Annotated in this window: 14 protein-coding genes; 13 read left to right on the top strand and 1 reads right to left on the bottom strand. The window is 63.8% G+C overall.

The window, feature by feature from the left end; genetic code table 11:
* Positions 1–32: 32 nt before the first annotated feature.
* Entirely contained in the window at positions 33–725 is a 693-nt protein-coding gene (locus OZ911_RS20255) for an alpha/beta family hydrolase (RefSeq protein WP_016488334.1), read from the bottom strand.
* 50 nt (positions 726–775) lie between these two features.
* Here OZ911_RS20255 and ccoN (OZ911_RS20260) point away from each other — a divergent pair, with 50 nt between their 5' ends.
* From ccoN (OZ911_RS20260) to OZ911_RS20320, 13 genes are all read left to right on the top strand, one after another.
* Positions 776–2,200 carry a cytochrome-c oxidase, cbb3-type subunit I gene (gene ccoN, locus OZ911_RS20260; RefSeq protein ID WP_016488335.1) on the top strand — a complete coding sequence of 475 codons (1,425 nt, stop codon included), beginning with the start codon at positions 776–778 and terminating at the stop codon, positions 2,198–2,200.
* A gap of 13 nt (positions 2,201–2,213) precedes the next feature.
* On the top strand, positions 2,214–2,822 hold the full coding sequence (ccoO, locus tag OZ911_RS20265) for a cytochrome-c oxidase, cbb3-type subunit II (RefSeq protein WP_016488336.1): 609 nt from the start codon (positions 2,214–2,216) through the stop codon (positions 2,820–2,822).
* 5 nt (positions 2,823–2,827) lie between these two features.
* Positions 2,828–3,031 (top strand): cbb3-type cytochrome oxidase subunit 3, encoded by a 204-nt coding sequence (locus tag OZ911_RS20270; protein ID WP_016488337.1) that lies wholly within the window; start codon positions 2,828–2,830, stop codon positions 3,029–3,031.
* A complete protein-coding gene (ccoP, locus tag OZ911_RS20275) occupies positions 3,028–3,969 on the top strand; it encodes a cytochrome-c oxidase, cbb3-type subunit III (RefSeq protein ID WP_023048603.1) in 942 nt (313 codons plus the stop codon). The genes OZ911_RS20270 and ccoP (OZ911_RS20275) overlap by 4 nt, the downstream gene beginning before the upstream one ends.
* A 653-nt stretch (positions 3,970–4,622) precedes the next feature.
* A complete protein-coding gene (gene ccoN, locus OZ911_RS20280) occupies positions 4,623–6,065 on the top strand; it encodes a cytochrome-c oxidase, cbb3-type subunit I (RefSeq protein ID WP_016488339.1) in 1,443 nt (480 codons plus the stop codon).
* Entirely contained in the window at positions 6,065–6,673 is a 609-nt protein-coding gene (gene ccoO, locus OZ911_RS20285) for a cytochrome-c oxidase, cbb3-type subunit II (RefSeq protein WP_016488340.1), read from the top strand. Before ccoN (OZ911_RS20280) ends, ccoO (OZ911_RS20285) begins: the two co-directional genes overlap by 1 nt.
* Positions 6,674–6,678: 5 nt before the next feature.
* The gene (locus OZ911_RS20290; RefSeq protein WP_031312363.1) at positions 6,679–6,870 is read left to right on the top strand and encodes a CcoQ/FixQ family Cbb3-type cytochrome c oxidase assembly chaperone; all 192 of its coding nucleotides are present in this window, start codon (positions 6,679–6,681) and stop codon (positions 6,868–6,870) included.
* A complete protein-coding gene (gene ccoP, locus OZ911_RS20295) occupies positions 6,867–7,847 on the top strand; it encodes a cytochrome-c oxidase, cbb3-type subunit III (protein WP_016488342.1) in 981 nt (326 codons plus the stop codon). The genes OZ911_RS20290 and ccoP (OZ911_RS20295) overlap by 4 nt, the downstream gene beginning before the upstream one ends.
* 309 nt (positions 7,848–8,156) lie before the next feature.
* A complete protein-coding gene (ccoG, locus tag OZ911_RS20300) occupies positions 8,157–9,572 on the top strand; it encodes a cytochrome c oxidase accessory protein CcoG (RefSeq protein ID WP_031312364.1) in 1,416 nt (471 codons plus the stop codon).
* Between the two features lie 15 nt (positions 9,573–9,587).
* Positions 9,588–10,118, top strand: a complete 531-nt coding sequence (locus OZ911_RS20305) for a FixH family protein (protein WP_016488344.1) — start codon at positions 9,588–9,590, stop codon at positions 10,116–10,118.
* 139 nt (positions 10,119–10,257) lie between these two features.
* Positions 10,258–12,732 carry a heavy metal translocating P-type ATPase gene (locus tag OZ911_RS20310; RefSeq protein WP_016488345.1) on the top strand — a complete coding sequence of 825 codons (2,475 nt, stop codon included), beginning with the start codon at positions 10,258–10,260 and terminating at the stop codon, positions 12,730–12,732.
* Entirely contained in the window at positions 12,711–12,926 is a 216-nt protein-coding gene (ccoS, locus tag OZ911_RS20315) for a cbb3-type cytochrome oxidase assembly protein CcoS (RefSeq protein WP_016488346.1), read from the top strand. The genes OZ911_RS20310 and ccoS overlap by 22 nt, the downstream gene beginning before the upstream one ends.
* The gene (locus OZ911_RS20320; protein ID WP_016488347.1) at positions 12,919–13,602 is read left to right on the top strand and encodes a sulfite exporter TauE/SafE family protein; all 684 of its coding nucleotides are present in this window, start codon (positions 12,919–12,921) and stop codon (positions 13,600–13,602) included. Before ccoS ends, OZ911_RS20320 begins: the two co-directional genes overlap by 8 nt.
* Positions 13,603–13,604: the final 2 nt, after the last annotated feature.

A 13,604-nucleotide genomic window follows, 5' to 3' on the forward strand; every position in this document is an offset into this window, starting at 1 on the left:
TCTTCGCGGGCATGCCCGCGAAGAGGCCGGCACTAATCCTTCAGGAAATCAGCAACGCGTTCCGCCGCCGTCTGCATATGCTGCTCATGGCTGAACCCCGAGGCCTTCAACGGCTTCAGGTCATGGTCACCCGCCACTAGCCAGCTCACCTCGATTGCCGGCGACAACGCATACCCCGCCACCGCCTCGCGGTTACCCAGCGCATCCCGTTCGCCCTGCACGATCAACGTCGGTGTTTTCAGCCCGGCCAGGTGTTCCACCCGTGGCTTCTCGGGTTTACCCACCGCGTAGAACGGATAGCCCAGGCACACCAGCGCATCCGCGCCCAATTCGTCAGCCAGCAGGCTCGCCATGCGACCGCCCATGGACTTGCCACCCACGGCCAGCTTGCCCGCGACCAAAGGTCGCACCTGCCGGTACACCTCGCGCCAGCATTCAAGCAGCACCTTCTGTGGGTTCGGCGGCCGTTTGCCGCCGGTAACCCTGCGTTCGGCCATGTACGGAAACTCGAAGCGCACCACCGCTACCCCAAGCGCCGCAAGCCTTTGCGCCATTTCGTCCATGAACCCGCTGTCCATCGGCGCACCTGCACCATGGGCCAGGATCAGGCAGCCCCTGTAGCCGTCCTTGCCCTGAACCTGTGGAAGATCGCAGCGCAAGCCTGGGACATTTCCGACCTTCGCCCATTGATCCCCGTCAATACCGGCACTTTGCCCATTAATCATGCTTGCCTCGCTGTAAAGCCTGCCAAATAACCGTGGATGGGAACCCATACATGAACACAACCAGCAGTACCGCCTATAACTACAAGGTGGTCCGCCAATTCGCCATCATGACGGTGGTGTGGGGAATCGTCGGGATGGGGCTCGGCGTCTTCATCGCCGCCCAGCTTGCCTGGCCTTCCCTCAACTTCGACCTCCCCTGGACCAGCTTCGGCCGCCTGCGCCCCCTGCATACCAATGCGGTGATCTTCGCTTTCGGCGGCTGCGCGCTGTTTGCCACCTCCTATTATTCGGTGCAACGCACCTGCCAGACCACCCTGTTCGCACCGGGCCTGGCCGCGTTCACCTTCTGGGGCTGGCAACTGGTGATCCTGCTGGCGGCCATCAGCCTGCCGCTGGGCTATACCAGCTCCAAGGAATACGCCGAACTGGAATGGCCGATCGATATCCTGATCACCATCGTCTGGGTGGCTTACGCCATCGTGTTCTTCGGCACGCTGATGAAGCGCAACACCAAGCATATCTACGTGGGTAACTGGTTCTTCGGTGCCTTCATCCTCACCGTGGCGCTTCTGCACATCGTCAACAACCTGGAATTGCCGGTCAGCCTGACCAAGTCGTACTCGGTGTACGCCGGTGCCACCGACGCGATGGTGCAGTGGTGGTACGGCCACAACGCCGTAGGCTTCTTCCTGACTGCCGGGTTCCTGGGGATGATGTACTACTACGTGCCCAAGCAGGCCGAGCGCCCGGTGTATTCCTATCGCCTGTCGATCGTGCACTTCTGGGCACTGATCACCCTGTACATCTGGGCCGGCCCGCACCACCTGCACTACACCGCCCTGCCTGACTGGGCGCAGTCGCTGGGCATGGTGATGTCGCTGATCCTGCTGGCACCGAGCTGGGGCGGCATGATCAACGGCATGATGACCCTGTCGGGCGCCTGGCACAAACTGCGCAGCGACCCGATCCTGCGTTTTTTGGTGGTATCGCTGGCGTTCTACGGCATGTCCACGTTCGAAGGCCCGATGATGGCCATCAAGACAGTCAACGCCCTGTCCCACTACACCGACTGGACCATCGGCCACGTGCATGCCGGCGCCCTCGGCTGGGTGGCAATGATCTCGATTGGTGCGCTGTATCACACCATCCCGAAAGTGTTCGGCAAGGAACGCATGTACAGCCTTGGCCTGATCAACGCGCACTTCTGGCTCGCCACCATCGGCACCGTGCTGTACATCGCCTCGATGTGGGTCAACGGCATCGCCCAGGGCCTGATGTGGCGCGCAGTCAACAGCGACGGCACGCTCACCTATTCGTTCGTGGAAACCCTGGTGGCCAGCCACCCAGGCTTTGTCGTGCGCTTCGTCGGCGGCGCGATCTTCCTCAGCGGCATGTTCCTGATGGCCTGGAACACCTGGCGCACCGTGCGTTCGCCAGCGCTTGACGTCGCCCCTGCGAACGCCCAGTTGGCTTGAGGAGAAACGCCTGATGAAACATGAAGTCATCGAGAAAAACGTCGGCCTGATGGCCCTGCTGATGGTGTTCGCCGTCAGTATCGGCGGCCTTACCCAGATCGTCCCGCTGTTCTTTCAGGACGTCACCAACAAGCCGGTGGAAGGCATGAAGCCCTACACCGCGCTGCAACTGGAAGGCCGCGACATCTACATCCGCGAAGGCTGCGTGGGCTGCCACTCGCAGATGATCCGCCCGTTCCGCGCCGAAACCGAGCGCTACGGCCACTACTCGGTGGCCGGCGAGAGCGTGTGGGACCACCCGTTCCTGTGGGGCTCCAAGCGCACCGGGCCGGACCTGGCCCGGGTCGGTGGCCGCTACTCGGACGACTGGCACCGCGCGCACCTGTACAACCCGCGCAACGTGGTGCCGGAATCGAAGATGCCGTCGTACCCGTGGCTGGTCGCCCAGCAGGTCGACAACAGCCACACCGACGTCAAGATGCGCACCTTGCGCACCCTGGGCGTGCCGTATAGCGACGACGACATTGCCAGCGCCCGTGACGCAGTCAAAGGCAAGACCGAGATGGATGCACTGGTCGCCTACCTGCAGGTGCTCGGCACCGCGATCAAGAACAAGAGGTAAATGCGATGGAACTGGACATCGGCATGATCCGCGGCCTGGGCACCCTGGTGGTGATGATCGCCTTCATTGGCCTCTCCCTGTGGGTATTCAACCGCCGCCGCGACCGTGATTTCGCCGAAGCGCGCCTGCTGCCCTTCGTCGACGACCACCTGCCCACTAGCGGGCAGGAACCTGCTGCCACGACTGCTGCAAGGAGTAACGGGCAATGACCACCTTCTGGAGTACGTACATCAGCGTGCTGACCATCGGTAGCCTGATCGGCCTGACCTGGCTGCTGCTCGCCACCCGCAAGGGCGAGAGCAAAAACACCACCGACCAGACCATGGGCCACAGCTTCGACGGCATCGAGGAGTACGACAACCCGCTGCCCAAGTGGTGGTTCTGGCTGTTCGTCGGCACCCTGGTGTTCTCGGTCGGCTACCTGATCCTCTACCCGGGCCTGGGCAACTGGAAAGGCATTTTGCCGGGCTATGAAAATGGCTGGACCGGCGCCAACGAATGGCAAAAAGAGATGGACAAGGCTGACGCCAGGTTCGGGCCGATCTTTGCCAAGTACGCCGCCATGCCGGTGGAGGAAGTCGCCAAGGACCCGCAGGCGCTGAAAATGGGCAGCCGCCTGTTTGCCTCCAACTGCTCGGTGTGCCACGGCTCGGACGCCAAGGGTGCCTTCGGCTTCCCCAACCTCACCGACAAGGATTGGCGCTGGGGCGGTGAAGCAGAAACCATCAAGGCTTCGATCATGAATGGCCGTCACGGCGTGATGCCGGCCTGGGCTGAGGTGATCGGCCAGCAGGGCGTGGCCGATGTGGCCGCATTCGTGCTGACCAACCTGGACGGTCGCAGCCTGCCTGAAGGGAGCAAGGCTGACGTTGCCAAGGGCAAGGAAATCTTCGCGGCCAACTGCGTGGCTTGCCACGGGCCCGAAGGCAAGGGTACCCCTGCCATGGGCGCACCCGACCTGACCCACCCGCAGGCGTTCATCTACGGTTCGAGCTTTGCCCAGTTGCAACAGACCATTCGCTATGGTCGCCAAGGGCAGATGCCGGCGCAGGCCGATATCCAGGGCAATGACAAGGTGCACCTGCTGGCGGCTTATGTGTATAGCCTGTCGCAGGAGAGTGCTGCTGAAACCGTGACTGCCAAATGAGTTCGCCGAGAGAGGTTCGGCGTCTGTGAGATCGAGCGCCGCCCGCGCGGCGCATCGCGACGCAAGGCCGCTCCCACATTTGTTTCAGGCCAATTATTCCTGTGGCGTTTGCGCGCGAACGCCTTGGCGCATGACTCGATATCGCGTCGTACCAACAAGGCGGTCGCGCGCCCCTGACACAGGAGGGACTGGCCCGAAACAAATGTGGGAGCGGCCTTGCGTCGCGATGCGCCGCGCGGGCGGCGCTCGATATCCGCCCCACCATAACCATCAAACCTTACACCCCCGCCCCACCATCCCCCTCAAACCATACCCCCCCCACCGCCTTTCCCCCTCCCTTGCACCCCCTCCGAACACAACTAAGCTTGTTGCCTCAGTGGGCTTCGCTCCGAAAGGACTGGAGCAGACGCGGCGCATAGCCTGTCGCCGCCCCTGAAAAAGCTTGACCGATCGATCAGAAAAAGGTGAAAAACGGTACACATTACAAATATTTATTTGTGTACAATCGTCCGGACCCATTCGCTGCGGGACATCAGTGAACGGGCCCGGACACGGGTCGGCGTACCAAAGTTGCGTTGCAGTAGCCTTGCTGGTTATCAATACTGGCGCCGATTTTTCGACCAACAAGAACATCAAAACCGTGGAACCTTAGAATGAGCACAGCAATCAGTCCGACTGCTTATAACTATAAGGTCGTCCGCCAGTTCGCCATCATGACGGTGGTCTGGGGGATCCTTGGCATGGGCCTCGGCGTCTTCATCGCCTCGCAGCTGGTATGGCCGCAACTGAACCTGGACCTGCCCTGGACCAGCTTCGGCCGCCTGCGCCCGCTGCACACCAACCTGGTGATCTTCGCCTTCGGGGGCTGTGCGCTGTTCGGCACCAGCTACTACGTGGTCCAGCGCACCTGCCAGACCCGGCTGATCTCCGACAGCATGGCCGCCTTCACCTTCTGGGGTTGGCAGGCGGTGATCGTCGGCGCGCTGATCACCCTGCCGATGGGCTACACCACCACCAAGGAATACGCCGAGCTCGAGTGGCCGCTGGCGATCCTGCTGGCCATCGTCTGGGTCACCTACGGGCTGGTGTTCTTCGGCACCATCGTCAAGCGCAAGACCAAGCACATCTATGTCGGCAACTGGTTCTACGGTGCCTTCATCGTGGTCACCGCGATGCTGCACATCGTCAACCACATCTCGCTGCCGGTGAGCCTGTTCAAGTCGTACTCGGCCTACGCTGGTGCCACCGACGCAATGATCCAGTGGTGGTACGGCCACAACGCCGTGGGCTTCTTCCTCACCACCGGCTTCCTGGGGATGATGTACTACTTCGTGCCCAAGCAGGCCGAGCGGCCGATCTACTCGTATCGCCTGTCGATCGTGCACTTCTGGGCGCTGATCACCCTGTACATCTGGGCCGGCCCGCACCACTTGCACTACACCGCGCTGCCCGATTGGGCGCAGTCGCTGGGCATGGTGATGTCGATCATCCTGCTGGCGCCAAGCTGGGGCGGCATGATCAACGGCATGATGACCCTGTCCGGTGCCTGGCACAAATTGCGCACCGACCCGATCCTGCGCTTCCTGGTCGTGTCCCTGGCGTTCTACGGCATGTCCACCTTCGAAGGCCCGATGATGGCCATCAAGACCGTGAACTCCCTGTCGCACTACACCGACTGGACCATCGGCCACGTCCACGCCGGCGCCCTGGGCTGGGTGGCAATGATCTCGATCGGTGCCGTGTACCACATGATCCCGAAACTTTACGGTCGCGAGCAGATGCACAGCATCGGCCTGATCAACGCGCACTTCTGGCTGGCCACCATCGGCACCGTGCTGTACATCGCCTCGATGTGGGTCAACGGCATCACCCAAGGCCTGATGTGGCGCGCCATCAACGATGACGGCACGCTCACCTACTCGTTCGTCGAAGCCCTGCAGGCCAGCCACCCTGGCTATATCGTCCGCGCCCTGGGCGGTGCGTTCTTCGCCAGCGGCATGCTGCTGATGGCCTACAACGTGTTCCGTACCGTACGTGCCGCCAACCCGGCACAGGCTGAAGAAGCCGCCAAGATCGTCGTTGTGGGAGCGCACTGATGAAGCATGAAGCCGTCGAGAAGAACATAGGCCTGCTGGCCTTCTTCATGGTCATCGCCGTCAGCGTCGGTGGCCTGACCCAGATCGTCCCGCTGTTTTTCCAGGACGTCACCAACAAACCGGTTGAAGGCATGAAGCCGCGCACCGCGCTGGAGGTAGAAGGCCGCGACATCTACATCCGCGAGGGCTGCGTAGGCTGCCATTCGCAGATGATCCGCCCGTTCCGCGCCGAAACCGAGCGCTACGGCCACTACTCGGTGGCCGGCGAGAGCGTGTGGGACCACCCGTTCCTGTGGGGCTCCAAGCGCACCGGGCCGGACCTGGCCCGGGTGGGTGGCCGCTACTCCGATGACTGGCACCGCGCGCACCTGTACAACCCGCGCAACGTGGTACCGGAGTCGAAGATGCCGTCCTACCCGTGGCTGGTCGAGAACAAGCTCGACGGCAAGGACACCGCGAAGAAGCTGGAAGTGCTGCGCACACTCGGTACCCCGTACACCGATGCCGACATCGCCGGCGCGCGTGACGCGGTCAAGGGCAAGACCGAAATGGACGCCATCGTCGCGTACCTGCAGGGTCTTGGCACCATCATCAAGAGCAAACGGTGACGCTGATGGATATCGGGATGATTCGCGGCCTGGGCACCGTCGTGGTGGTGGTGGCCTTCGTGGGCCTGGCGCTGTGGGTGTTCAACCCACGGCGTAAAAAGGACTTCGACGAAGCGACCCAACTGCCCTTCGCGGATGACCCCGAGGCCACCCGGCACGTCGAGCAAGCAAAAGCTTCTGGGAGCAAAAAACAATGACAACCTTCTGGAGTCTGTACGTTACCGTCCTGACCCTGGGCACCATCTTCTCGTTGACCTGGCTGTTGCTGTCGACCCGCAAGGGCCAGCGCGAAGAGGTGACCGACGAAACCGTCGGGCATGCCTTCGATGGCATCGAGGAATATGACAACCCGCTGCCAAAATGGTGGTTCTGGCTGTTCGTCGGCACCATCATCTTTGCCCTCGGCTACCTGGTGCTGTACCCGGGCCTGGGCAACTGGAAAGGCATCCTGCCGGGCTACTCGTACCTGGATAACGACAAGCAGACCGAGTTTTCCAACGGCCAGGCGGGCTGGACCGGCGTGCACGAGTGGGAAAAGGAAATGGCCAAGGCCGACGCTCGCTTCGGGCCGATCTTCGCCAAGTTCGCCGCCATGCCCATCGAGGAGGTGGCAAAGGACCCTCAGGCGCTGAAAATGGGCGCGCGGCTGTTCGCCTCCAACTGCTCCGTGTGCCACGGCTCCGATGCCAAGGGTGCCTTCGGCTTCCCTAACCTGACCGACAACGACTGGCGCTGGGGCGGCGAGCCGGAAACCATCAAGACCACCATCATGGGCGGCCGCCACGGCGTAATGCCAGCCTGGGCTGAAGTGATCGGTGATCAGGGCGTGGCCGACGTGGCTGCATTCGTGGTCAGCAAACTCGATGGCCGCACACTGCCTGAGGGCGCGAAGGCCGATGCCGAGAACGGGCAGAAGATCTTCGCCGCCAACTGCGTGGCCTGCCACGGGCCGGAAGGCAAAGGTACCCCAGCCATGGGTGCCCCGAACCTGACCCACCCGCAGGCGTTCATCTATGGCTCGAGCTTTGCCCAGTTGCAGCAGACCATTCGCTATGGTCGCCAAGGGCAGATGCCGGCGCAAGAACAGCTGCAGGGTAACGACAAGGTGCATTTACTGGCCGCTTATGTCTACAGCCTGTCGCAACGGGATCAGGCGCAGGCCAAGGCCGAGTAAGCAGGCCTGGCCTCTTCGCGGGGCAAGCCCGCTCCCACAGGTACACCACCGAATCCGGAACAACGGGTGACTTGTGGGAACGGGCTTGCCCCGCGAAAGGGCCGGCAAATGCCACCCAGGATGACCTGGATCAATTGACACCCGCCATAACACGATTCATACCACGAACCCAACGCGACTAAAGGTCGCAGTGCGGCCCCATACTGCCATCAGCGGCGTATCATGGACCGCAGAGCGCTAGCAGATTGCGCGAGACTGCGGCCGGCACGCACTGGCTGCGGCGTTTCTCCACTGCCGTGGGACTTGATGATGAGCAAGCAAATTCCGGTACATGATGTGACCCCGCCTGCCAGCAAAGGGAAGGATTCCGTCGACCTCTACGCCTCCCGGGAAAAGATCTACACCCGCGCCTTCACTGGCCTGTTCCGCCGCCTGCGCATGGTCGGCGGTGCAGTGCTGTTTCTGCTGTACTTCGGCACCGTGTGGCTGAACTGGGGCGGCCACCAGGCCGTATGGTGGAACCTGCCCGAACGCAAGTTCTACATCTTCGGCGCCACCATCTGGCCGCAGGACTTCATCCTGCTGTCGGGCATTTTGATCGTCGCCGCTTTCGGCCTATTCTTCGTCACCGTGTACGCAGGCCGTGTGTGGTGCGGCTACACCTGCCCGCAAAGCGTGTGGACGTGGATTTTCATGTGGTGCGAAAAGATCACCGAAGGCGACCGCAACCAGCGCATGAAGCTCGACAAAGCCCCCATGAGCGGCAACAAGTTCCTGCGCAAGTTCGCCAAGCACAGCCTGTGGCTGCTAATCGGCTTTGTCACCGGCATGACTTTTGTCGGCTACTTCTCGCCCATCCGCGAGCTGGTCATCGAATTCTTTACAGGCCAGGCCGATGGCTGGGCCTACTTCTGGGTCGGTTTCTTCACCCTCGCCACCTACGGCAACGCCGGCTGGCTGCGCGAACAAGTGTGCGTGTACATGTGCCCCTACGCCCGCTTCCAGAGCGTGATGTTCGACAAGGACACGCTGATCGTGTCCTACGACCCGCGCCGTGGCGAAACCCGCGGGCCACGTAAAAAAGACGCCGATTACAAGGCCCAGGGCCTGGGCGACTGCATCGACTGCACCATGTGCGTGCAGGTCTGCCCTACCGGCATCGACATCCGTGACGGCCTGCAGATCGAGTGCATCGGCTGCGCGGCGTGCATCGACGCCTGCGACAGCATCATGGACAAGATGAACTACCCCAAAGGGCTGATCAGCTACACCACCGAGCACAACCTGTCCGGGCAGAAAACCCACATGCTGCGCCCGCGCCTGATCGGCTATGCCGCGGTGCTGCTGGTGATGATTGTCGGCCTGGCGACCGCCTTTGCCACCCGTTCGCTGGTTGGCTTCGACGTCAGCAAGGACCGCGTGCTGTACCGCGAGAACGCCCAGGGCCGGATCGAGAACGTGTATAGCCTGAAGGTAATGAACAAGGACCAGCGCGACCATGTGTACGTGCTGGATGCCGTCGGCCTGCCGGACCTCAAGCTCGAAGGCCAGCGCGAAATCCGCGTGGCTGCCGGTGATATCGTCAGCCTGCCGGTGCAGCTGTCGGTCGCCCCCGAGAAACTGCCATCGACCACCAATGAAATCACCTTCACCCTCAAGAGCGCCGACGACAGCGACGCCCAGGTTGAAGCCAAGAGCCGCTTCATCGGCCCACAGATCCGCTAAGAGAGATAACGCACAATGCCTGCCGCCACTGCCGCCAGCCCCTGGTACAAGCACCTCTGGCCCTGGATCATCATTGGTATCCTCACCACCTCGGTGTGCCTGAGCCTGACCATGGTCAGCATTGCCGTACGCAACCCGGACAATCTGGTGAACGACAACTACTACGAGGCAGGCAAAGGCATCAACCGCTCGCTGGACCGCGAGCTGCTGGCGCAGCAGCTGGGCCTGAAAGCCAGCGTGCACCTGGACGAGCTGACCGGCGAAGTGGACCTGCGCCTGACCGGCAGCAGCGGCCCGCAAAACCTGGAGCTGAACCTGATTTCGCCCACGCAGCCGGAGAAGGACCGCAGGGTGCTGCTGAGCAGGGTCGACGCGGGGCGCTATGTGGGGCAGTTGGAGGACAAGGTCGACGGGCGGCGCTTTGTGGAACTGCTGGGCAGCGAAGGGGGCCAGGTGTGGCGCTTGTTCGAAGAGGAAAAAGTGGAACATGGTGTGACCTTGCAGCTGGGTGACGAAGCCCTGCAAGGTGCCGAGCACCAACAGTAGCATCATCGCAAATCCCTGTGGGAGCGGGCATGCCCGCGAATGCGGTAGCTCAGGCAAAGGTGTTTTCAGGCCTGACGCTTTCGCGGGCACGCCCGCTCCCACAGGGTTTCATATCTGCCTGAGCAGTCGTGCTTACCTTATGACCCAGCCCACCCCCTGCTACCACTGCGCCCTGCCCGTCCCCGCCGGCAGCCGCTTCACCGCCGTGGTCCTCGGCCAGCCGCGGCAGTTCTGCTGCCCCGGCTGCCAGGCGGTGGCCGAGTCGATCGTCGCCGGTGGCCTGGAGCACTACTACCAGCACCGCAGTGACAACAGCGCCAACCCCGAGGCCCTGCCCAGGCAGTTGCAAGACGAACTGGCCCTGTACGACCGCAGCGACGTGCAGCAAAGCTTCGTGCGCCACCTGGGCGAGCTGGCCGAAACCACCTTGCTGGTCGAAGGCATCAGCTGCGCCGCCTGCGGCTGGCTGATCGAAAAGCACCTGCGCAACCTGCCCGGTGTCGCCGAGGCGCGCCTGAACCTCTCCAACCACCGCCTGCTGCTGAGCTGGGACGACAAGCAACTGCCACTTTCACGCCTGCTCGCCGAGTTGCGCCAGATCGGCTATGCCGCCCACCCCTACCAGCCCGACCAGGCCGCCGAGCAGCTGGCCCGCGAGAACCGCAGCGCCCTGCGCCGCCTGGGCGTGGCAGGGCTGCTGTGGTTCCAGGCAATGATGGCGACCATGGCCACCTGGCCAGAATTCAACATCGACCTGTCCCCCGAGTTGCACACCATCCTGCGCTGGGTGGCGCTGTTCCTGACCATTCCCATTGTGTTCTATAGCTGCGCGCCCTTTTTCAAGGGCGCGGCGCGCGACCTGCGCACCCGCCACCTGACCATGGACGTTTCGGTGTCGCTGGCCATCGCCCTGGCCTTCGGCGCCGGCATCTGGACGGCCATCACCGGCAGCGGCGAGCTGTATTTCGACACAGTGGGCATGTTCGCCCTGTTCCTGCTCACCGGCCGCTACCTGGAGCGCCGCGCCCGCGAACGCACGGCTGCGGCCACCGCTCAGCTGGTCAACCTGCTGCCGGCCTCGTGCCTGCGCCTGGACGCCATCGGCCGCAGCGAGCGCATCCTGCTCAGCGAATTGCACTGCGGTGACACGGTGCAAGTGCTGCCCGGCGCGGTGATCCCCGCCGACGGGCGCATTGTCGAAGGCCGCTCCAGCGTGGACGAATCACTGCTCACCGGCGAATACCTGCCGCAACCACGCCGGGTGGGCGAACGGGTCACCGGCGGTACGCTGAATGTCGAAAGCACCTTGAACGTGGAAGTCGAAGCACTCGGCCACGATTCGCGGCTCTCGGCCATCGTCCGCCTGCTGGAGCGCGCTCAGACCGAAAAGCCGCGGCTGGCCGAAATCGCCGACCGGGCCTCGCAATGGTTCCTGCTGTTCTCGCTGCTGGCTGCCGTGGCCATCGGCCTGTGGTGGTGGTACCTGGACCCTGCACGGGCCTTCTGGATCGTGCTGGCCATGCTGGTGGCCACCTGCCCTTGCGCACTGTCGCTGGCCACGCCAACGGCGCTGACCGCCGCCACCGGCAGCTTGCACAAGCTGGGCCTGCTGGTAACCCGCGGCCATGTACTGGAGGGCCTGAACCAGATCGACACGGTGATTTTCGACAAGACCGGCACACTGACCGAAGGCCGCCTTACGTTGCGCAGCATCCGCCCGCTCGGCAACCTGCCCGCCGACCGCTGCCTGGCCCTGGCCGCCGCCCTGGAAAACCGCTCCGAACACCCGATCGCCCGCGCCTTCGGCCGCACCGCCATACCGGCCGAAAACGTGCAGACCGTGCCAGGTCTGGGCCTGGAAGGGCAAGTAGACGGCCAACGCCTGCGTATCGGCCAGGCCACCTTCGTCTGCGCCCTGAGCGCTGCGCAAATCCCCGCCGTGCCGGAACCACGCGGCCAGTGGCTGCTGCTGGGTGACCGCCACGGGCCTCTGGCGTGGTTTGGCCTGGACGACCGGCTGCGCGACGACGCACCGGCGCTGCTCGCCGCCTGCAAGGCCCGAGGCTGGCGCACGCTGCTGCTGTCGGGCGACAGTTCGCCGATGGTCGCCGAGGTGGCCGCGCAACTGGGCATCGACCAGGCCATTGGTGGCCTGCGCCCGGACGACAAGCTGGATCGGCTGAAGGCGCTGCAGGCGGCCGGGCGCAAGGTGCTGATGCTCGGCGACGGGGTCAACGACGTGCCGGTGCTGGCCGCCGCCGACATCAGCATTGCCATGGGCAGCGCCACCGACCTTGCCAAGACCAGCGCCGACGCCGTGCTACTGTCCAACCGCCTGCAGGCACTGGTGCAGGCCTTGGACCTGGCCCGCCGCACACGTCGCAACATCCTCGAGAACCTGCTGTGGGCCACCCTGTATAATGGCCTGATGTTGCCGTTTGCCGCGCTTGGCTGGATCACCCCGGTGTGGGCCGCCATCGGCATGTCGGTCAGCTCGCTGATCGTGGTGCTCAATGCCCTGCGCCTGACCCGCATGCCGTTGGCATCGAACCTGCCGAAAACCGAAGCACCCCTGCCCGGGAGGAAGACACCATGCCCGCCCTCTATGTCATGATCCCCGCAGCCTTGCTGCTGGTCGGCGTGGCCGTGTACATCTTCTTTTGGGCAGTGGACAGCGGCCAGTACGACGACCTCGAAGGCCCTGCCCACAGCATCCTGTTCGACGACCAGGACCCGCGCCACCAGGCCGCGGTGAAGCCTGACGACACACCGGGCGATACCGACAAGGAACCACCACCCCGTGCCTGACCTGCTTCCCCTGCTGGGCTCGGCACTGGTCCTGGGCCTGCTTGGCGGCGGCCACTGCCTGGGCATGTGCGGCGGCCTGATGGGCGCGCTGACCCTGGCCATCCCACCGGAACAACGTAGCCGGCGCTTGCGCCTGCTGTTGGCGTACAACCTTGGGCGCATTTTCAGTTATGCCAGCGCCGGCCTGTTGCTAGGCCTGGCCGGCTGGGCGGTGGCCCGCAGCCCCGCCGCCCTGGGGCTGCGGGTGGTGGCAGCGCTGTTGTTGATTGCCATGGGGCTGTACCTGGCCGGCTGGTGGAGCGGGCTGACCCGCATCGAAGCCCTGGGGCGCGGGCTGTGGCGGCATATCCAGCCGGTGGCGTCGCGCTTGTTGCCGGTGTCCAGCCTGCCCCGGGCGTTGCTGCTGGGTGCCTTGTGGGGGTGGCTGCCGTGCGGGTTGGTCTACAGCACCCTGCTGTGGGCCGCCAGCCAGGGCAACGCCGGGTACAGCGCGGCGTTGATGCTCGCGTTCGGCCTGGGAACCTGGCCGGTGTTGCTGGCCACCGGGCTGGCTGCCGAACGGGTAAACGCCTTGTTGAGGCGCCGCAGCGTGCGTGTGGCGGGCGGTGTGCTGGTGATGCTGTTTGGGGTCTGGACCCTGCCAGGCCCACACCAGCACTGGCTGATGGGGCATTGACG

Source organism: Pseudomonas fortuita (genome assembly GCF_026898135.2).
GTDB lineage: Bacteria > Pseudomonadota > Gammaproteobacteria > Pseudomonadales > Pseudomonadaceae > Aquipseudomonas > Aquipseudomonas fortuita.